Annotated in this window: 20 protein-coding genes, 1 pseudogene and 2 other annotated features; of the genes and pseudogenes, 5 read left to right on the top strand and 16 right to left on the bottom strand. The window is 45.5% G+C overall.

Translation table 11 applies throughout. The features are described from left to right. Positions 1-179: 179 nt before the first annotated feature. Positions 180-1,325, top strand: a complete 1,146-nt coding sequence (locus tag H7F27_RS02130) for a response regulator aspartate phosphatase (RefSeq protein WP_185848498.1) — start codon at positions 180-182, stop codon at positions 1,323-1,325. After that, complete coding sequence (locus H7F27_RS02125) at positions 1,309-1,428, top strand: PhrC/PhrF family phosphatase-inhibitory pheromone (RefSeq protein ID WP_185848497.1); 120 nt, start codon at positions 1,309-1,311, stop codon at positions 1,426-1,428. Before H7F27_RS02130 ends, H7F27_RS02125 begins: the two co-directional genes overlap by 17 nt. Before the next feature lie 136 nt (positions 1,429-1,564). Here the strand turns inward: H7F27_RS02125 and H7F27_RS02120 are convergent. From H7F27_RS02120 to speE, 3 genes are all read right to left on the bottom strand, one after another. Then, positions 1,565-2,715, bottom strand: a protein-coding gene (locus H7F27_RS02120; RefSeq protein WP_185848496.1) for an IS3 family transposase whose coding sequence is annotated in 2 segments (ribosomal slippage) — positions 1,565-2,442 and positions 2,442-2,715 — 1,152 coding nt in all. Because the reading frame shifts where the segments join, the coding sequence is not laid out codon by codon here. A 114-nt stretch (positions 2,716-2,829) separates the two neighbouring features. Beyond that, positions 2,830-3,702, bottom strand: coding sequence for an agmatinase (gene speB / locus H7F27_RS02115; protein ID WP_101864909.1), 873 nt, complete (start codon positions 3,700-3,702; stop codon positions 2,830-2,832). Between the two features lie 60 nt (positions 3,703-3,762). Next, complete coding sequence (gene speE / locus H7F27_RS02110) at positions 3,763-4,593, bottom strand: spermidine synthase (protein ID WP_064815948.1); 831 nt, start codon at positions 4,591-4,593, stop codon at positions 3,763-3,765. Between the two features lie 200 nt (positions 4,594-4,793). Between speE and H7F27_RS02105 the strand changes: the two genes are divergently transcribed. Further along, positions 4,794-6,869 (top strand): transglycosylase domain-containing protein, encoded by a 2,076-nt coding sequence (locus tag H7F27_RS02105; protein WP_103671859.1) that lies wholly within the window; start codon positions 4,794-4,796, stop codon positions 6,867-6,869. Positions 6,870-7,042: 173 nt separating this feature from the next. Here the strand turns inward: H7F27_RS02105 and H7F27_RS20770 are convergent, their stop codons facing one another. From H7F27_RS20770 to H7F27_RS02090, 3 genes are all read right to left on the bottom strand, one after another. Further along, complete coding sequence (locus H7F27_RS20770; protein ID WP_258038880.1) at positions 7,043-7,279, bottom strand: hypothetical protein; 237 nt, start codon at positions 7,277-7,279, stop codon at positions 7,043-7,045. Positions 7,280-7,473: 194 nt separating this feature from the next. Beyond that, the gene (locus tag H7F27_RS02095) at positions 7,474-7,992 is read right to left on the bottom strand and encodes a YwhD family protein (protein WP_103671858.1); all 519 of its coding nucleotides are present in this window, start codon (positions 7,990-7,992) and stop codon (positions 7,474-7,476) included. Positions 7,993-8,004: 12 nt separating this feature from the next. After that, on the bottom strand, positions 8,005-8,664 hold the full coding sequence (locus H7F27_RS02090) for a site-2 protease family protein (RefSeq protein WP_101864913.1): 660 nt from the start codon (positions 8,662-8,664) through the stop codon (positions 8,005-8,007). A gap of 108 nt (positions 8,665-8,772) precedes the next feature. Here H7F27_RS02090 and H7F27_RS02085 point away from each other — a divergent pair, with 108 nt between their 5' ends. Next, on the top strand, positions 8,773-8,961 hold the full coding sequence (locus tag H7F27_RS02085; protein WP_003222038.1) for a 2-hydroxymuconate tautomerase: 189 nt from the start codon (positions 8,773-8,775) through the stop codon (positions 8,959-8,961). A 42-nt stretch (positions 8,962-9,003) separates the two neighbouring features. On the opposite strand, the gene H7F27_RS02080 is transcribed toward H7F27_RS02085, so the two are convergent. The 8 genes and pseudogenes from H7F27_RS02080 to H7F27_RS02050 form a co-directional block, all read right to left on the bottom strand. Continuing rightward, positions 9,004-9,423 carry a MarR family transcriptional regulator gene (locus tag H7F27_RS02080; RefSeq protein WP_024123229.1) on the bottom strand — a complete coding sequence of 140 codons (420 nt, stop codon included), beginning with the start codon at positions 9,421-9,423 and terminating at the stop codon, positions 9,004-9,006. A gap of 118 nt (positions 9,424-9,541) precedes the next feature. Beyond that, a complete protein-coding gene (gene thrS, locus H7F27_RS02075; protein ID WP_185848495.1) occupies positions 9,542-11,458 on the bottom strand; it encodes a threonine--tRNA ligase in 1,917 nt (638 codons plus the stop codon). Between the two features lie 52 nt (positions 11,459-11,510). Beyond that, positions 11,511-11,735: a binding site (T-box leader), on the bottom strand. A 33-nt stretch (positions 11,736-11,768) separates the two neighbouring features. After that, positions 11,769-11,995, bottom strand: a binding site (T-box leader). A gap of 137 nt (positions 11,996-12,132) precedes the next feature. Further along, positions 12,133-12,226 (bottom strand): annotated as a pseudogene (locus H7F27_RS20765) (hypothetical protein); the annotation flags it as partial. A 77-nt stretch (positions 12,227-12,303) separates the two neighbouring features. After that, complete coding sequence (locus tag H7F27_RS02070; RefSeq protein WP_103671856.1) at positions 12,304-13,701, bottom strand: MFS transporter; 1,398 nt, start codon at positions 13,699-13,701, stop codon at positions 12,304-12,306. Continuing rightward, positions 13,698-14,171, bottom strand: a complete 474-nt coding sequence (locus H7F27_RS02065) for an Rrf2 family transcriptional regulator (RefSeq protein ID WP_185848494.1) — start codon at positions 14,169-14,171, stop codon at positions 13,698-13,700. The genes H7F27_RS02070 and H7F27_RS02065 overlap by 4 nt, the downstream gene beginning before the upstream one ends. Before the next feature lie 111 nt (positions 14,172-14,282). After that, a complete protein-coding gene (locus H7F27_RS02060) occupies positions 14,283-14,783 on the bottom strand; it encodes a YwgA family protein (protein ID WP_024123233.1) in 501 nt (166 codons plus the stop codon). Positions 14,784-14,819: 36 nt separating this feature from the next. Next, positions 14,820-16,121: an HD domain-containing protein gene (locus H7F27_RS02055; RefSeq protein WP_024123234.1), complete on the bottom strand. Its 1,302-nt coding sequence runs from the start codon at positions 16,119-16,121 to the stop codon at positions 14,820-14,822. Between the two features lie 161 nt (positions 16,122-16,282). Beyond that, positions 16,283-16,507 (bottom strand): YuzB family protein, encoded by a 225-nt coding sequence (locus H7F27_RS02050; RefSeq protein WP_024123235.1) that lies wholly within the window; start codon positions 16,505-16,507, stop codon positions 16,283-16,285. A gap of 214 nt (positions 16,508-16,721) precedes the next feature. Between H7F27_RS02050 and H7F27_RS02045 the strand changes: the two genes are divergently transcribed. After that, the gene (locus H7F27_RS02045; protein ID WP_185848493.1) at positions 16,722-17,498 is read left to right on the top strand and encodes an RsfA family transcriptional regulator; all 777 of its coding nucleotides are present in this window, start codon (positions 16,722-16,724) and stop codon (positions 17,496-17,498) included. Between the two features lie 140 nt (positions 17,499-17,638). Here H7F27_RS02045 and H7F27_RS02040 read toward each other — a convergent pair whose 3' ends face one another. Further along, positions 17,639-18,529, bottom strand: a complete 891-nt coding sequence (locus H7F27_RS02040) for a carboxylate/amino acid/amine transporter (RefSeq protein WP_095712780.1) — start codon at positions 18,527-18,529, stop codon at positions 17,639-17,641. 151 nt (positions 18,530-18,680) lie between these two features. After that, positions 18,681-19,526, bottom strand: coding sequence for an octanoyl-[GcvH]:protein N-octanoyltransferase (locus H7F27_RS02035; protein WP_024123239.1), 846 nt, complete (start codon positions 19,524-19,526; stop codon positions 18,681-18,683). Positions 19,527-19,571: the final 45 nt, after the last annotated feature.

The raw sequence follows: 19,571 nt of genomic DNA, 5'->3' as shown, positions 1-19,571 counted from the left end.
TATGGAAGGTGAATGTGTTTGCTTGTACAAACAGCCGAGGGTAAAAGCTGTTTTTGAAGAAATTCCGGCCACCATGCGGTGTAACGAAAGAAAAGATTGCGGTTTTTTTGCGCTTCTCACAAGAATGATGATGATAAAATATGACATATATAGAATAATGAAGGGAGGGATTTTCAAACGTGACAAGTGTCATATCTTCTTCTTCCGTTGGAGAAAAGATTAATGAATGGTATATGTACATACGCCGATTCAGCATACCGGATGCGGAATATTTACGAAGAGAAATCAAACAAGAGCTGGATCAAATGGAAGAAGACCAGGATCTTCATTTGTATTATTCACTGATGGAATTCCGGCACAATCTGATGCTTGAGTATCTTGAACCGTTAGAAAACATGCGGATAGAGGAACAGCCGCGACTGTCCGATTTGCTGCTTGAAATCGATAAAAAACAGGCTCGTTTAACCGGAGTCCTTGATTATTACTTTAATTTTTTCAGGGGCATGTACGAACTGGACCAGCGGGAGTACTTGTCTGCTATTAAATTTTTCAAAAAAGCCGAAAGCAAGCTGATTTTTGTAAAGGATCGAATAGAAAAAGCTGAGTTTTTCTTTAAAATGTCTGAATCTTATTACTATATGAAACAAACGTATTTTTCCATGGACTATGCACGGCAGGCATATGAAATATATAAAGAGCACACGGCATATAATATTAGATTGCTTCAATGTCATTCTTTGTTTGCTACCAATTTCTTAGATCTCAAGCAATATGAGGACGCCATATCACATTTCAAAAAAGCTTATACAATGGCTGAATCCGAAAAACAGCCCCAATTAATGGGAAGAACACTGTATAACATCGGACTTTGCAAAAACAGCCAAGAACAGTATGAGTCAGCAATCACATATTTCAAAAGAGCCATATCTGTTTTTGAAGAAGCTAACATTCTTCCTTCTCTGCCTCAAGCTTATTTTTTGATTACACAAATTCATTATAAATTAGGAAAAATGGATAAAGCTCATGAATATCATAGTAAAGGAATTGCTTATTCTAAAGAGGCTGAAGATATCATTTACTTATCGGAGTTTGAATTTTTGAAATCTTTATACTTATCAGGCCCGGATGAAGAGGCAATTCAGAAATTCTTCGATTTTCTCGAAAGTAAAATGATGTATGCTGATCTTGAAGATTTTGCGCTTGATGTGGCAAAATATTATCATGGACGTGAAAATTTCCAAAAAGCTTCCGCGTATTTTCTGAAGGTGGAACAAGTAAGGCAACTTATTCAAGGAGGAGTGAGATTGTATGAAATTGAAGTCTAAGCTATTACTCTCTTGCCTGGCCCTAAGTACATTGTTTGTCGCAACGAATATTGCAAATGCACCTACACACCAAATGGAAGTTGCACAGCGAGGAATGATTTAAGATAAACCGCCTTTATCGGCGGTTTTTTTCGTTCCCTCTTTCCACCTTGAAGAAGATGTTTGCAAAGCATGGGAACAAAAAACATCCAGACAAGAGGGACTGACCCCCGTGTTTGAGACAGGGATCAAAACACCTTTTATACAGCCAATTGCCGATAGCTTATCGGTGATTGGCTGTTTAGTTTCGTTTGAATACGAATTTTGTTATAATAATAAATGTATTCTTTGACAGTGCGTTCTACGATGGCGGTCGTGGTTCGATCAATGCTGCTAAGATAGAACGTTTCAGACTTTAGTGAGGAATGAAACGATTCGATGGAGGCATTATCAGCGGGCGTCCCTTTGCGGGACATGCTCATGGTAATGCCTTTTGTTTTAACAGCTTTCTGATACTCATAAGATGTATACACAGATCCTTGGTCACTATGTAACACGCAGTTCTGAGGCAGTGTTGGCAGCTGATCAAGTGTGTTTAAGACAAAGTCTGTGTCCTGCTTATCTCCAATCGTGAAAGCAATTACTTCTCCATTGTATACATCCAATATACTGGAAAGATACAATTGTTTCTGTCCATAAGGCAAATACGTGATATCCGTTACTAGTTTTTCAAGAGGATGATCGGACTGAAAGTTCCGATCTAATATATTATCAACCACGGCATATGGCTGCCCATTCTTCTTGCGCTTTTTCACCTTAACCCGGCACTGCCACTGATTTTTCTGCATGATACGCTGAACCGTTTTATGGTTAATACGCATTTCCTTTTTTAATATAGCTGTAATTTTTCGATATCCATATCGATACTTGTGCTCTCGGCACAACGTGCCGATTTGTTTTTCCAAATGGCGCTTGGGATGATCTTTCATCAGGTTCTTCTTCCAACGATAATAAGACGCTCGTGAGATACCTAAATGAACACAGATATTCTGTACGGTCATTGTGCCGTGCAATACTTCTACAAGTTCGACTGACGTTTGGCTATCAACTTCCTTTCCAATTCGTTGTACTTTTTTAAAACTTCATTTTGTTGTCTCAGATAACGGTTCTCTGCCTGCAGTTTCTCTAATTCGGAAGAATACTCCGGACCTTTTCCGTAAGTGTATTGCTTACCAACAGGCTGTTCAAATCGATGTGTATCCCCAGCTTTATGCCATCTAACCCATGTCTGAACCTGCGTCTTATTCTTGATATTCAATTCCTGCATGATCGCTTTCATAGGCACGCCTGCCAATCTCATTTCTACAGCCTTCTGTTTGACTTCAATCAGATAACTCATTCTTGTTCCCATACAAAAAACACCTCCAAGTCTTATTTCGGATAACAACTATCCGTTTTCAAACTTGAAGGTGTTTTTTATTTGTCTCATCTTATGGGGTCAGTCCCAAGAGTCTGGATGTTTCTCTTATTTCACAAACCCAAGCAGCATTTCACGAATGATTTTGCTGGCTGTGTTTGCCGTTTGCTCTGAGTGGTCGTAAATCGGAGCTACTTCTACTAAATCAGCGCCCTTCACGTTTACTTCTGAGCGTGCGATTTCATGGACGGATGCAAGCAGTTCTTTAGACGTGATGCCGCCTGCGTCAACCGTTCCTGTTCCCGGTGCGTGAGCAGGGTCTAATACGTCAATGTCGATTGTGACATATACCGGACGGCCTGCCAGCTTCGGAAGAACCTTTTTCAGCGGCTCAAGCACTTCAAACTTAGAGATGTGCATGCCGTTTTCCTTTGCCCATTCGAACTCTTCTTTCATGCCGGAACGAATTCCGAATGAATACACATTTTCCGGTCCGATCAATTCTGCAGCTTTGCGGATCGGCGTTGAGTGAGAAAGCGGTTCTCCCTCATAGTCGACGCGAAGATCCGTATGTGCATCAAAATGAATAATCGCCAGGTCAGGAAATTTCTTATACATTGCTTTCATGACAGGCCATGACACGAGATGCTCCCCGCCCATACCCATCGGGAATTTTCCTTTTTCTAAAATGCTGTCCACATATTCTTCAATCATATCAAGACTTTTTTGCGGGTTTCCGAATGGCAGCGGAATGTCGCCGGCGTCAAAGAAGTTCAGGTCCGCCAGATCACGGTCCAGATACGGGCTGTATTCTTCAAGGCCGATTGACACCTCGCGGATTCTTCCCGGGCCGAAGCGTGATCCCGGCCGATAGCTCACCGTCCAGTCCATCGGCATGCCGTAAAGGATGGCGTCCGCCTCTTCCCACTCTGGACGGCTCGCGATAAATACTTTTCCTGAATAAGCTTCATCAAATCTCATCTATAAAACCCTCGCTTTCCTTTAAAAAAGCGCAAGATTCGCTCCTGCGCCATACATTCTTTATTTAATCAGGTCACTCACAAATTTCGGCAGAACAAACGCCGCTTTATGAATATCTTTTGTGTAATATTTCGTGTCAATATCAAAGAAACGGCTGTCTTCCACTGCAAGCGGATCATATTTTTTCGAACCGATTGTAAATGTCCACAAACCGCTTGGGTATGTCGGAATGTTCGCCGTATACAGCTTCGTAATCGGGAAGATTTCCTTCACGTCACGCTGTACATTTGTGATCAATTCCGGTGTGAACCATGGGTTGTCCGTCTGAGCGACAAAAATGCCGTCTTCTTTCAGCGCCTTCGCGATTCCGGCATAGAACCCTTTTGTAAACAGGTTTACCGCAGGCCCGACTGGTTCAGTTGAATCTACCATAATGACGTCGTATTGATTTTCAGATTTCGCAATGTGCATAAATCCGTCATCCACCTGCACGTCAACACGAGGATCGTCAAGTTTTCCCGCAATAGAAGGAAGAAACTTTTTAGAGTATTCGATAACCTTGCCGTCAATATCAACAAGTGTCGCTTTTTTCACACTCGGATGCTTCAGAATTTCTCTGATGACGCCGCCGTCACCGCCGCCCACTACAAGCACATGCTCCGGATTTGGGTGCGTAAACAATGGCACATGCGCCACCATTTCGTGATAAACGAATTCATCTTTTTCAGACGTCATCACCATGCCGTCCAAAAACAGCATGTTGCCGAACTCTTCTGTTTCCACCATTTCTAAATGCTGAAACTCAGTTTGTTCTGTATGTAATGTTTTATTAACCTTCAATGTAATGCCAAAGTTTTTCGTCTGCTTCTCTGTGTACCAAAGTTCGCTCAATTGTCATCTCCCTTTCAAGGCTGTATTCATTTATTGTAAGCGTCTTTTCAGCTTTTATTCCCGGTTGAAATCGCATTTTCACCTAAGGAAAAAGTATAGAGGATGGCGGAGAAAAAGTAAAGATGCGTCCTGTCACGCGATGTTTAAAAACAATCTTTTTTTCTCATAATAGTAGAAACATAAAAAAAGGGGGAACCATTGTGGATGCAATGACAAATAAACGGCTGAGACTGACGCTCAAAACCGTTCGCGCCTTTATCTTTCTTGGGGCTTTCGCGTGCTTAGCGGCAGCTGCTGTGTTTATGACTGTCATTTTGATAGCCAAATACCAGGGCGCTCCCTCGGTTCAAGTGCCGCAATCCACGATTTTGTTTGCGAGCGACGGCTCTAAACTCGGGGAGACGAACTATGGCGAAAAACGCTATTGGGTCCCCTTAAAAGACATGAATCCGACGATTGTAAAAGCGACGGTGGCGATTGAAGACCAGAACTTCTATGATCACCATGGCTTTGATTATAAACGCATGGCCGGTGCGGCGCTGGCCGACTTAAAAGCGCTGGCCAAGGTGCAGGGCGCAAGCACCATTACCCAGCAATATGCGAGAAACCTGTATCTTGAACACGACAAAACGTGGAAACGCAAATGGAATGAGGCATTCTATACCATTCGTCTGGAACAAAACTATTCTAAGGACGAGATATTAGAAGGCTATTTAAATACGATATACTACGGCCACGGCGCCTATGGCATCGAAGCCGCGTCCCGCCTCTATTTCGGCAAGCATGCCAAAAACCTGACAGATGCGGAGGCGGCGCTTTTGGCCGGTATTCCGAAAGGCCCTTCCGGCTATTCGCCTTATGTCAATGAAACAAAGGCCAAGGAACGCCAAAAAACAATTGTGCGGATGATGGAAAAGCAGCAGATGATCAGCCGCAAAAAAGCGGACGAGCTGATCAAGGAGCCTCTTTCCTATCAGCCGTTGAATAAACACGCCATCAGCAGAAAAGCGCCTTATTTCTATGATAATGCGATGAGAGACCTGGAAAAAAAACTCGGCATGACACGGGAGCAAATTGAAACGAGCGGGTTAAATGTGTATACAACCGTGAATAAACGGCTTCAGCGCATTGCCGAGGAAACCATTACCGAAACGGTTAACGCCGGTTCTGACATTCAAGTCGGATTTTCAGCCATTGATCCACGCACAGGAAACGTTCTCGCTCTTGTCGGCGGCAGAGATTATCAAAAAAGCCCGTTTGACCGGACGACACAGGCGAAACGTCAGCCCGCTTCGACAATCAAACCGTTACTTTATTATAAAGCGATTCAGAGCGGGTTTACGCCAGTGACACTGATGAAAAGCGAAGAAACCGAGTTTCAAATCGATGCAAAGGGAGAAACCTATTCTCCAAGCAACTATAACGGTTACTACGCAAACAAACCGATTACGCTTCTTCAGGCGCTGGCGCTGTCTGACAACATTTATGCCGTGAAAACCCATCTCTTTCTCGGAATGAACAAGCTCGTTCAGGCGGCAAAGGAATTTGGCATCACCGCGCAGCTCCAAGCGCTGCCATCCTTGGCCCTCGGCACGGAACCGGTGCGCCCGATTGAGATGGTCAACGCCTATGCCATGCTGGCAAATGGCGGAAAGAAAATCGAACCGACCTTTATCACAAGGGTGACTGATGCGGCCGGACATGTACTGTACGAAAGCCCGAATCAGCATAAACAAGTGCTGGATGAAAAAGCTGCCTTTGTAACCGCTAATATGATGACAGGCATGTTTGATACAGATTTAAACGGCTATACATCCGTGACAGGACGGACAATCGCGGATCGCCTGACTAGAACCTATGCGGGAAAATCAGGCACAACAAGCGCAGACAGCTGGATGATCGGCTTCAACCCGAAGCTGGCTGCGGGTGTATGGACGGGCTATGACAAAAACAGCACCATTGACTCAGTCGCAGAAAAAAACTACGCCAAAACCATTTGGGCGGAGTTTATGGAGGATGCGCTCAAAGGAGAACCAGAAACAGCCTTTAAACCGCCAAAAGGCGTGACCGGCGTCTACATCGATCCGGCAACAGGCTACTCCTCCGGCCCCGGCTGCGCAGCCAAGCATTACACGTATTTTGTGAAAGGCACAGAGCCAGCGAATGTGTGCTACGGCTCAGAGCCTGTCAAACAAACAAAAGACCAGCATCCAGTCAAGGAAAAGCCCGCTTCCCCGAAAAAGTGGTGGGACAAATGGCTGGGACGGAATCATTAAAAAATAACCCGGCTGCTTGAATGCCGGGTTATTTAATATGGTTCTTCCATTATCCATGGGAGCAGCGTCACGCAGTCAAGCTGGAGAACGGGTTTCGGGAATCCTTCGGGGATAAAGCGGTCATCTCTCGGCACTTCAAATGATATATACCAGTTACGGTCCGGAACCCATTCTTATTTCCCTTCTAGAATACGTCCGACCATAAAATAGCTGGCCACATAAAGATGACGCTCACCCTCCGGCCCAAATTCATTAATTTCCGTACAAAGAGACGGCTGAAGACCAAAATCCTCAAACATTTGCGCCTTCTCACGCGGCAGTGTTTTCATTACTTCCCGGTCATTTTCACAGAGAAGACACCCGCACATATCTTCAATATCTTTCGCATACTGCCTTCTCGTTTCCTCCACGTCCGCTTCAATGACCCAATCACCAATCCTCTGTTTGAAACACGATATCTCCCCTATCTGCTGTCAAAAAAATGAAAAACCCCGAGTCTTGGTTCGGCTCGGGATTTTCCATGTCCTATTTCTGTATCACCAGTTTACTCAATGTTCACAGAAAATAATTCAAATTTTCTAAAAGTTCACAGAAAGTTCACAAATTAATTTTCTTCTGGAAGCAGTCCTTTTTTCAATTCGTCAGAAGAGCGTTCCCACAGGCCTTGGTCATGGTTTTTCAGAAATTCGCCAAGCACTCGCTTCGAGCTGTCATCCATTTGATCAATGATAATGTTCCGTTTCATCGATTTATCCATCAGATTCACATGCTCCGGGAGCGATTTGTAGCCTCTTCTGATGCTTCTGTCGACCGTCAGTTCACAGGCTGTTACCCCTGCGTAATAAGGGCCCTCTTCTCTTCTGTCAATCGTCACCCACACAAGCCAGTATGGTTTGCCGTTTGGAACTTCTTCTTTATTAGGCAGAAATTTAATGCCTTTTTCAACGACGCTGCGGGCATGCATCGCGCCGATATCAACGAACGCTTCTTTTTCCTCTACATCAACGAATACAGGTGAAATATTATCCAGGCTGAGTGCCCCTACGCCGAAGCCTCCGTGTCCGTCTGTCGGATCACTTTTGATAATATTAAACCCGATTGATTTTTTCTTTTTTTCTTCCATGAGTTCTACCTCCTACAAAAGCGGTTGAAATATCGCTGAAAACAAATGTAAAATCGAATCTCTTCCGGCATTGAGCATTGGCCAAAGCACGTAGGATCCGAGCGGTGTCACAAACAGTACCAAAAAGACGATAAAGCCGTAGCTTTCCGCTTGCGTCATCTTGGCACGCGCCCCCGGCGGGACGAGATCTTCAATAATACGATAGCCGTCGAGCGGCGGCAGCGGCAGCAGATTAAATAAAAACAGAACGAGGTTCAGCTGTATCCAGATTGAAAAGAACTGGTCCAGTCCTGTACTGAATGCCGCAAGCAGTTCCATTCCGTAAGCATGCATCAACACTAACAAAGAGAAACCGATAAACGCAAGAATCAGGTTACTGATCGGCCCGGCAATGGATACGAGTACGCCGGCCAGACGAGGTTTCTTAAAGAAACGGCGATTGACGGGAACAGGGCGAGCCCATCCAAAGCCGGCCACCAGGATCAAAATGGTTCCGAACGGATCAAGGTGTTTGATAGGATTCAGCGTCAGTCTTCCTTCTTTTTTCGCCGTATTGTCACCAAATTTATATGCGACATAGGCGTGAGCGAGTTCATGCATTGTAAACGAAACAATTAAGGTAATGACCAGATATGGCATTAGAGACAACGGGTAATATAAAAAACGGTCCAAGTGAGATGATCCCTCTTTCTAAAAATGCAAGAATTTACTTTATTCAGTATACTATAAGAAGCCTCTTTTCCTAAAGAGAGGAAACGATATAAAGGAGGATTCACACCTATGCCATACGTAACCGTCAAAATGCTTGAAGGCCGTACAGACGAACAAAAACGCAATCTAGTTGAGAAAGTAACAGAGGCCGTGAAAGAAACGACCGGTGCCTCTGAAGAAAAAATTGTTGTCTTTATAGAAGAAATGAGAAAAGACCATTACGCGGTCGCAGGCAAACGCCTCAGCGATATGGAATAATCTGATATAAAGCCGGCGCTTCGCAAGCCGGCTTTTTCATCTCTATTTCGTCATTTTTTCAATAATAGCTAAAAACGCTGCCTTCTCTTCGGCAGTCAAACGTTCAAACATGCCGTCAATCAGCTGCTGGCGATTTTGAATCATCTGAAGAGCCGCTGCCTGCCCCGATTCAGAAAGCGTAATCCAAACGGTCCGGCGGTCATTGTTATTTCTGGATCTCTTAATAAACCCTTCCTGCTCTAAGTGATTCAGAGCGGTTGTGGTGGCAGACGGAGACAGCGTGACCTCTTTTAGAATGTCCTTTATGGTGCAGCTCCCGTGTCGATATATAATCCGCAGAATAAATCCTCTTACATTATTCACATGTTTCGGAACGGTGGCTTCATCTAATAGTTTCGTGCTTTTCAAATATTTTGTTAGTGCGTGATCCAGCAAATTTGCTTCCAGTTTGTCATGATCCATGTAGATTTCCCCATTTCGAGATGCATTCATAACATACGAACGATATGATTACTTATTATTTTACTGATACCAGATAGGGAAAGTCAAAAAAGCAAACAGCGAATTCGCAACTTTTCTCCTACATGCTTCGATTTTTCACCTGTTCGACAATATTCTCTTTAAATACCTGAAAAGGAACTTGTTCACTCTTCTGATGTCCGAATTGACGGACGTTTACCGCCTTTTCACTCACTTCCTGATCCCCAAGCACCAGCATGTACGGGATTTTCTGCATCTGTGATTCTCTGATTTTGTAGCCAAGCTTTTCATTGCGTTCATCGATATTGACTCTTATCCCGAGCCGCTTTAGCTCAGACTGCACCTTTTCGCAGTAGTCCATATGAACGTGAGAAACCGGTATAATTTGGACCTGCACCGGCGCAAGCCAGACTGGAAAAGCTCCGCCAAAATGCTCGATCAGAATGCCGAAGAAACGGTCAATTGAGCCGAATACCGCTCTGTGAATGACGACGGGACGAACCTTTTCATTGTGCTCATTAATATATGTTAAATCAAATTTTTCCGGCATTTGAAAATCAAGCTGGATTGTGGCGCATTGGTGGCTCCGCTTCAGAGCGTCTTTAATATGAAAATCGATTTTCGCTCCGTAAAACGCTCCATCCCCTGCGTTTACTTCATAAGGAAGACCCAGATCCTCAAGGACGTGTTTCAAGGCGTTTTCAGACATTTCCCACACGCTGTCTTCACCTGATGAATCCTCCGGGCGAGTGGAAAGCTCAACCGTATACTCGAAACCGAATGTGCGGTATACCTCGTCAATCAGTCGAATGGCTTCTTTAATTTCACTCTCGATTTGATCCTCCCGAACAAAGATATGCGCGTCATCCTGGCAGAACGTCCGGACGCGGAGCATTCCGTTTAGAGCACCGCTGTATTCATGGCGGTGCACCTGGCCGAACTCCGCCATACGTATCGGCAGATCCCGATAGGAGTACAGGCTGTTTTTAAAGATGAGCATATGGCCGGGGCAGTTCATCGGCTTCATTGCAAATGCAGTATGATCTACTTCCGAAAAATACATATTGTCGCGATAATGGTCCCAGTGCCCTGACTGCTCCCATAACCGCTGATTCATCATAAACGGTGTACGCACCTCGGCGTAGCCGGCATTTGTTTGCAGTTCACGCGAAAAGCGTTCCAGCTCATTGCGGACAATCTGCCCTTTTGGCAAATAAAAAGGCATCCCCGGGGCTTCTTCCGAGAACATAAACAGCTCTAATTGTTTTCCCAGCTTGCGGTGATCCCGTTTCGCTGCTTCTTCCAGCATATGCAGATGCGCCTCGAGATCTTTTTTCTTTTGAAACGCAACACCGTACACCCGCTGAAGGACTTCATTTTGGCTGTCTCCTCGCCAATAAGCACCCGACACCCGTGTTAATTTGAACGCCTTGATCATTCCTGTTGAAGGAAGATGCGGCCCGCGGCACAGGTCAACAAATTCTCCCTGCTGATACAGCGTCATTTTCTCCCCGCGCGGAATGTCTTTCAAAATTTCCAGCTTAAACGGCTCGCCTTTCTCTGCAAAAAGCGCTTCAGCCTCCTCGTAAGAAACCTCTATTCGCTTGATATCCATATTTTCGTTTATAATATGCTTCATCTCTTTTTCGATGGCCTCTAAATCTCCGGAAGTCAGACTCCGATCAAGCTTCATATCATAATAAAATCCGTCTTCAATGACAGGCCCTATTCCCAAGGACGCTTCGCCGTACAGCCGTTTCACTGCCTGAGCCAGCACATGCGCTGATGTATGGCGAAGCACCTGCAAGCCTTCTGGAGAATCCAGTGTGATAATTGAAAGCTCAGCATCTTCCTCCAGCTTGAAACTGACATCAACGAGCCGGCCATTAACCTGCCCCGCTGCTGCTTTCTTTTCCAAACTGGAGCTGATGGACGCAGCCGCCTCTTTGACTGTAGTGCCTTTCGGATATTCCTTTACCTGTCCGTCCGGAAGCTGAATACTAACATGTTTACTCATTTCAAACACTCCTTATTAATTGTTGTATATAAAAAAACACACCCGTCCCTCTGTAAGGGACGAGTGTGTGATTAACCCGTGGTTCCACCCAAGTTCCCAACGAACTTTCATGTTCATCGGCTCGGTGCTGTAACGCAGCATAAACGGCATTGGATACTGACTGTTCCCCAACGCTGCTCCAAGGCGGTAAATGATATTCCTAAGCTGGGAAGCTCGCACCTTTCCTTCCCTCTCTGAAAACCGTAAATATCATTCATGTCCTTTTCATCGCATTTCTATATGTATATAAAAAAACACACCCGTCCCTCTTATAAGGGACGAGTGTGTGTGATTAACCCGTGGTTCCACCCAAGTTCCCAACGAACTTTCATGTTCATCGGCTCGGTGCTGTAACGCAGCATAAACGGCATTGGATACTGACTGTTCCCCAACGCTGCTCCAAGGCGGTAAATGATATTCCTAAGCTGGGAAGCTCGCACCTTTTCTTCCCTCTCTGAAAACCGTAAACATCATTCATGTCCTTTTCATCGCATTTATTGACTCATATAAAAAAACACATCCATCCCTCGCAAGGGACGAATGTGTTAAAATTCGTGGTTCCACCCAAATTCCCAACAAACATACATGTTCATCGGCTCGGTGCTGTAACGCAGCATGACGGTATCAGATACTTAATTTCCCCGATACGGCTCAAAGGCGGTAAGCTGCTTTCTCTGCGTTAGGAAGGTTTCAGCTGGTCCTTCCCTCTCTGGAAACCGTAAAAAGCATCTCGTGTCCTTATCAGTGCCTGTTTGAATAATTTCATATATCTTACTATATATTCCTTGAAAAGACAATGGACGATTTTAAGATGATGCGGAAGCGGACGTTTCTTTATGAAAAGTCAGAAACCGCCACACAAGGAATGCGGCCAGACTGTATGCCGCGCCCATCATCAAAAACGTAAACCCAGCTCCGGTGTACCAAGTGGCGGACAGATGAATGACCACTCCGGAAACCGCTACGCCAACCAATGCCCCGATTTGCCGGTTGGCATTTAAAGCTGCTCCTGCGATATTGGCATGCTCCTGTCCCGCTGTCTTCATAATCACAGCCGTCATGGCAGGAACCGTAATGCCAACACCAAGATTCATGGCAGATGTCAGAACCGCAAGCTGCCAGTAAGGCAAATCCGGAGAAACCATGACAAATAACAGCAATGCCATGATGCAGCTGACAGCCATTGAAACAAACATAAGAAGCCCCGCTTCAAAACGGTTCGCCAGCCGGGCAAACAGCAGATTTCCGACCACAAAGACAGCCATCATCGGCAATAGTTCGACTCCCGCTAAAAAGGAACTTGCGCCTCTTGCTTCCTGCAAAAATAGACTTAGCATAAACATACCGCCGAAAAGAGCAAAATTCAGCAAAAACCCAACGAACTGCGCTGCCGAGAAACGTCCATTCTTATATAATGACGCAGGAAGAATAGATGTTGCCGAAAAAATTTCTCTCAGAAGAAAAAGCACAAACGCCAAAACCGCCGCCGCGAAAGCACCGAGAATGGTGAGCGAACTCCAGCCTATTGAAGCGCCCTGTATCAGCGCAAATGAAAGAAATCCGAGAGCCGCCATTCCAAGCAGATGCCCTGTGATATTCACCCGGCTGCCTTTTCCCGGGAAACTGCTGAGCGTTCGATAGGCGCAAATAAGCGCCGCAACCCCTAATGGCACATTGATCAGAAAAATACTCTGCCACCCTGCGGCATTCACCAGAACACCGCCGATAAAAGGCCCCAGTCCGGAGGCGGCGGAGACGAGAGCGGCCCACAAGCCAAACATTTTGGCCCGCACCCGTTCATCGGGGTAAGAGGCAGCCAAAAGGCTGAGTGAACTCGGCATAAACAAAGCCGCGCCAAGTCCCTGCAACAGCCGACCTGCGATCAGCATTTGGCCATTTGCTGCTACAGCGCATAGACATGAGGCAAGAACAAAAACGCCCAAACCCAGCATATAAATGGTCTTTGAGCCGTAACGGTCAGCCAGCGCACCGCCGGCCAGCAGAAGCGAAGCAAATGTAAGCATGTACCCGTCTACAACCCACGTCACACCTGAAATTGAAAGGGAAAGAACGTTTTTCATATCAGCAATTGCAACATTCACCACGGTCACATCAAGCGTAGCCATCAGAAAACCGAGAGCGAGCACGATTAACACTGAGATGCCTGTTGATCCTGATTGATGTAAAGGCCCGCTGTTTTTCATTGCCATTGCCCTTTCAGCTGATGATGTATCCAATCATCGATTTTTTCGAGGTCATAAAGTTTACCGATTCTGTTCATGACACCCTGCAAGGTTTCTTCCTTCATGAGCGAAGACCATTTATCCTCAATATCCCCCATTACCGTCTCCAGCACACAGTGATCTCCGCTCTCAAATACAGATGGCAAAAGGCCTTTTCCTTGATACATGGAACCTCTTCCTTCAACAGCTTGATAGACATCATAGAGGGTAATATCCGTCATTGGCTTCGTAATCGTAAAGCCTCCCTTCGTACCTGGTATAGACTCAGCCAAACCAGCCTGCACCAAAGTTCTCATCAGCTTTTTCAGATATGACGGAGACATGTGCAAGCGCTGGCTGATCGCCTCTGATGTTAAAGAAGCCTGCACGGGCAGCCGTGACAGTAACAAAAGCACAGAAACTCCCTGCTCCATTCCCGATTTCATTTTCATTATGTTCCCTCCCGGTTCATTATGGATAACTATTATCCACAATAGATCCATTAGCAGGTTTTGTCAATAAAAAAAGCAAAAGAAACGATTCATTTCTTTTGCTTGATATGGTTAACAAATCTGCTTCAGCTCTTCTATGTATTGAAGCGCTTCGTCATATTCTTCATTGGTATACTTTTGCTTGCTTTTGATTGTAAATACCTTCTCTTTCTTTTCCTCAGCCTCAAGCCCGTCAAAGTAAAGAATCGTGGAGACCAGCTCTAAAAACCGTGATGAACGGTTGTTTACACTGTCAATATAGTGCTTGATATCAGGCATATCAAGATCGGCGTGGTCTAAAAACGCGGAGCCCGTCTCTGTCAGCGAATAACGGTATTGAAAGTAGCCGCCCTTTTTTTCCTTTACCTCATGCAGGAATCCAAGGTTGCACAGCTCTTCAATTTGGAGCGTCAGTTCCTCCGAATACGGCCCGTAAAAGTGAAAATCATATTTCTCATAGAAAGGAAACTGCATTTTCTTCGCAATATAAATCATTTTTTGCAGCTTCTTTCGCCCGATGATTTCTCCAGAATCCGAGAACACCTTCATCAGTTTTGCATGTTCTTTCAACAAATTCCCGACATCTCCTTTTTCCTTCTTTACCAATTTCTATGTCAGTCCCAGCAGCTGCCGGATTTTCATTTTCGCTTCCGGGTGTTCAGAGCCGTCATAAATCAGGTCCTTCGGATAGTACAGCTTGTGGTCCGTCCGCCGCTTACCGGAGATGGATTCCACAATGGCCGACTGTCTGGACAGCTCTTTGATTTGACCGTTTTGCGTCAAGAGATGGATCGGCAAACGCTCCTCTTCCTCTCCTGGACGGTAAAAATCGTATGGCAGATCTGAAGAAGAATCCACGACCAAATAATAGCTCGGATCGATTCCAGCCTCTTTGAATAATGAGGTCAGCTCAAAATATGCCGACATCTCTTCATTCGGATTAAATTCAACGTATTGGAACAGCTGGCGGTTAATGAATCTGCGGCACAAATCGGATAAAATCGGGTCTTCTTCATCCTCCCATGCCTGGAAATAATACAAAATAATAGATTCATCCAGCCTCAAATAATCCTCCAGCGTCAGTTTCCCTTCAAAAATAGAATAGAAATGAACCGGAGCATGAGTGAACACATAACCTTCATCATGGAGCTGCTTCGCTCTGTGGAGAATCTTCGTTAAAATAACCTCCGCACTTCTCGTCACAGGGTGGAAATAGACCTGCCAGTACATTTGGTAGCGGCTCATAATATAGTCTTCTACAGCGTGCATTCCGCTTTGTTTAATGACGATTTGATCCTCACGCGGGCGCATCACCCGGAGAATCCGCTCCATGTCAAAATGGCCGTAGCTGACGCCCGTATAGTAAGCGTCGCGCTGCAGATAATCCATGCGGTCCGCGTCAATCTGACTCGAAATCAGGCTGACCACTTGTTTGTTTTTATATGTTTTGGCAATGACTTCAGCAACATCCTGCGGGAAACGCGGGCTCACCTTTCTGAGCACCTGATTAACCTCTGTGTCTCCCAAAATGATATCTCTTGTAAAATCTTCGTGGTCAAGATGAAAGACTTTTTCAAATGAATGCGAGAACGGCCCGTGCCCGAGATCATGAAGCAGCGCCGCGGACAAGCAGAGTTCGCGCTCACTGTCATCCCATTCAGGACGGCCTTTAAAGACATCATCAACCATTCTCCTGACAATTTCGTAGACACCGAGAGAATGGTTGAACCGGCTGTGCTCAGCGCCATGGAACGTCAAATACGTCGTGCCGAGCTGCTTGATTCTGCGGAGACGCTGAAATTCGCGGGTTCCGATCAGATCCCATATCAGCTTGTCCCGTACATGAACATAGCGGTGCACCGGATCTTTAAACACTTTTTCTTCTGATAATTTTCCATTTGGATACGCCATCGTCATTCCCTCTTTTTTTTAGCCGTGTTTCTATTATATCGACTCTATTCTTTGAAAACATCCTTGAATTTGTCCGGCGATTTGTTCCATCTTTCCGAAAATCACATGATGTGAAGCAAAAAAGCCTGACCAGAGGGCCGAGGCTATGAAAAAATATGTTTTTACTTTTTTAATTTCTTTTTCACTTTGTCAATCAGCTCATCCTCTGTCGGAGCTGACAGCGGGCGATTGTTTACAAAAGCAAACGATTTTTTCCGTCCGGGCCCGCAATAAGATTGGCACCCTACCTCAACCTTTGCGTCCGGGTCTACTTCTTTTAAACGCGGCAGCAATGTTTTGATATTAGTGGCTTGGCAATCATCACACACTCGAAATTCATTAGCCATGACGTACGCTTCCCTTCATTTCTATGTTCATCTATGTTTTAAACCTAAAATCGCTTTGTCGAAAAAATCACATCACTCCTCATTGTACAAGGATTTGACTGTTCCTGCAAGCCGCTTCAGCCTCCGTATCTCCTATTCTTCCAGCCAATTTGTATAAATATTTTCCAATCTGGACATTCTAATATCATGAAAAGAAAAATGGGAGTTGAGATAAATGACAAAACAGCGCCAGGACGCTTGGTCAGAAGAAAATGATTTGCTTTTAGCCGAAACCGTGCTTCGGCATGTAAGAGAAGGCAGCACTCAGCTGAATGCCTTTGAAGAGGTCGGCGATAAATTAAATCGGACGTCCGCAGCCTGCGGATTCAGATGGAACGCGGTGGTGCGCCATCAATATGAAAAAGCGCTTCAGCTTGCAAAAAAACAGCGAAAACAGCGCATGAGAGCCCTCGGAAACGGGCAGCCAGCGAAGAAAAGACTGCTATATCAGCCTCCTGCGGTTGATCCCGAAACAATTCAAGAAACTGCAGTGCAGGAGGAGCAGGTGAAACCTGAAACCCCGACTGCCGAAAATGAGAAGCAGGCTTTGATGTCAGGCGAGCACATGCCTTTTGTGGATGACAGCTTCAAGGAAGAGTTAGCTAGTCTATCACACTTATTGTCTCCTCAAACGTCTGCGCCTGAGATGACGATGAATGATGTCATCAGATTCCTGCAGAATTACGAAAGCAATCATGAGCAATCCTCAGCTTTAAAAATGGAAAATGAGCGTTTAAAGAAAGAAAATCAAGAATTACAAAGCAAAACAGAACAGCTGGAAGCAGAAGTTCAAAAACTTGAAAAAGATCAAAAAACGATCCAGGAAGATTATGAAACCTTGGTAAAAATCATGAATAGAGCCAGAAAACTAGTTTTATTTGAAGATGATGAACATGCCTCTCCGTCCTTCAAAATGGACCGGAACGGAAATTTAGAAAAAATGGCGGAATAGCTTTTAAAAACCCCAAAACGATGTCCTGTTTTGGGGTTTTGCCATTAAAAAATCCCCTTTTTCTTTTAGAAAAGAGGATTTTCTGTTTTTGCGGCGGCTCCGTTATTCTTGTAAAATGAGCCCAAGCTTATGCTAATCTATTAAGACACATGAGCCGCTTCAGCTGGCTTTTGCTTGCGAGGCGCCCCTGAAATGACCAGAAGCCCTAACATCATCAGCACGATGCCGAGCCATGAGGAAAGAGAAAGCATTTCACCTATGAAAAACACACCCAGCAATGAGGCGGTCAGCGGCTCAGCCAGAGACAGTGTAACCGCTGCCGAAGCCGGAACGCCGGTGAGCCCTTTTGCAAACAAAAAGTAGGCCGCGCATGTCGCAATTACCCCGATATAAAGGCTCGTTCCCCATCCTTTTGGGGTCAGCATCCAAGAGAGATCCGACTGCCACAATAGCGGCATCAGCAATATGGCGCTGAGCATAAAGACAACAGCTGAGGTAGCTCTCGGCGGCTGTGTTTTCATCATTGATTTACTGATCAAGGTATAACCCGCAAAAGATGCACCTGCTCCAATCGCCATGAGAACCCCTGACACATCAATCCGAACATTGGAGCCGTCTGAAAACAGGAGCCAGCATCCCGCCAAAGCCAATACAGTTGCAATCCACCAGGAATTTCGCGGACGTTTTTTCAAAACGGCCCACTCTAAGCTCCCGGCAATAATAGGCGCACTGCCGATGGCAATCACTGTCCCAACCGCAATCCCTGTTTCTTTTACGGCGGTGAAAAAAAGCGGCTGATAACAGGCCATACAAATCGCTGCTAAAAACACGGGCGGCCAAGACCAATTTTTCACGTGAAGCTCTCGGCTGATCCAGACCACAAGAAGCATGGCGCTGCCGCCTACCAATAATCTGACCGCTCCGAATGCCAGCGGAGTGGCGCTTTCTGGAGCCAGCGCCTGAACAGTGCCGGTTGTTCCCCAGAAAAAAGCCGCGATCAGCACAAACAGGCTGTAAACATTCCCTTTCATTTGCCTCTCCCCTTTGTATGTAGATGCTGCTGTTATTTTATCGCTTTTTTTGCTGTAATTGTTTTTTGTTTATAAGAAAGATTTATCTGAAAACAAGATGATAGGCGAAAAAAAAGCATGCCAGCCGTATCGGCTGACATGCAAATGGCGTTCATCCAAACACCTTTTCATTCCGTTCTGCCATCCGGACAAGATTTTTCTCAAATTCCAATTCCTCGTCAATGGACAGTCCGGCTGAGTAGAGGTGGGTGCTTAACGCTTTTAATTCCGTAAGCAAAGCAAGCATTAAATCCTGTACGGAGATATCGGTATGCAGAAGCTCACTTAACGATGCCATGGTTTCCGGACGTATATCCGGGTAGACGCCTTTTTTGTCGTTCTGTTTATCCTTCAGGGCGGCTTGATAGAATCGTCTGATCAGATCTGCCCTCTCGCTGCCGCTTTTATCTGCACAGAGATAAATTTGAACGGCTGCACCGCCGCGAAGACGTCTTTGAGAAATGCCGGCGAACTTTTTGCCGTCAATGCTGAGATCATAGCTGCCTGGACAATAGGAGCCCTCAATTTCATAGGCTTCAATCTTTGCCCCGTACGGCTTAAGCATCCGTTTCATCAGTTCCACCATTGCTTCGTATCCTCTGTCTATATCGATGCCCTTCTTTTGGTCCTCGAATATGAGAGAAATATTTAAAACGCCTTCATCCAAAACAACAGCAAGACCGCCGGAATTGCGGACGATGACGCGGTATCCCTCATTTTCCAGCAGGGCAATGCCGTCCTGCAAAAACGGGAGCCGCGTATCCTGAATACCGAGGACAATCGTGTCGTGGTGAACCCAAGAGCGTGCTGTCGCCGGCGACACGCCTTTTCCTACAGAGGCGCACAGCGTATCGTCCATAGCGAAGGATTGCTTCGCGTCAAATAAAGGGCCGAGACTGGATTGGTCAATGACTCTCCATGTCGGCTGCATCAGTAAATCAATCGGTTGGTTTGCCATCTATGTAAAACCCTTTCATGTTAGGCTTATGAACGAAACCTATTA

The sequence above is a fragment of the Bacillus sp. PAMC26543 genome (assembly GCF_014250375.1).
GTDB lineage: Bacteria > Bacillota > Bacilli > Bacillales > Bacillaceae > Bacillus > Bacillus halotolerans.
This window is presented reverse-complemented; position numbering and strand designations above follow the sequence as displayed.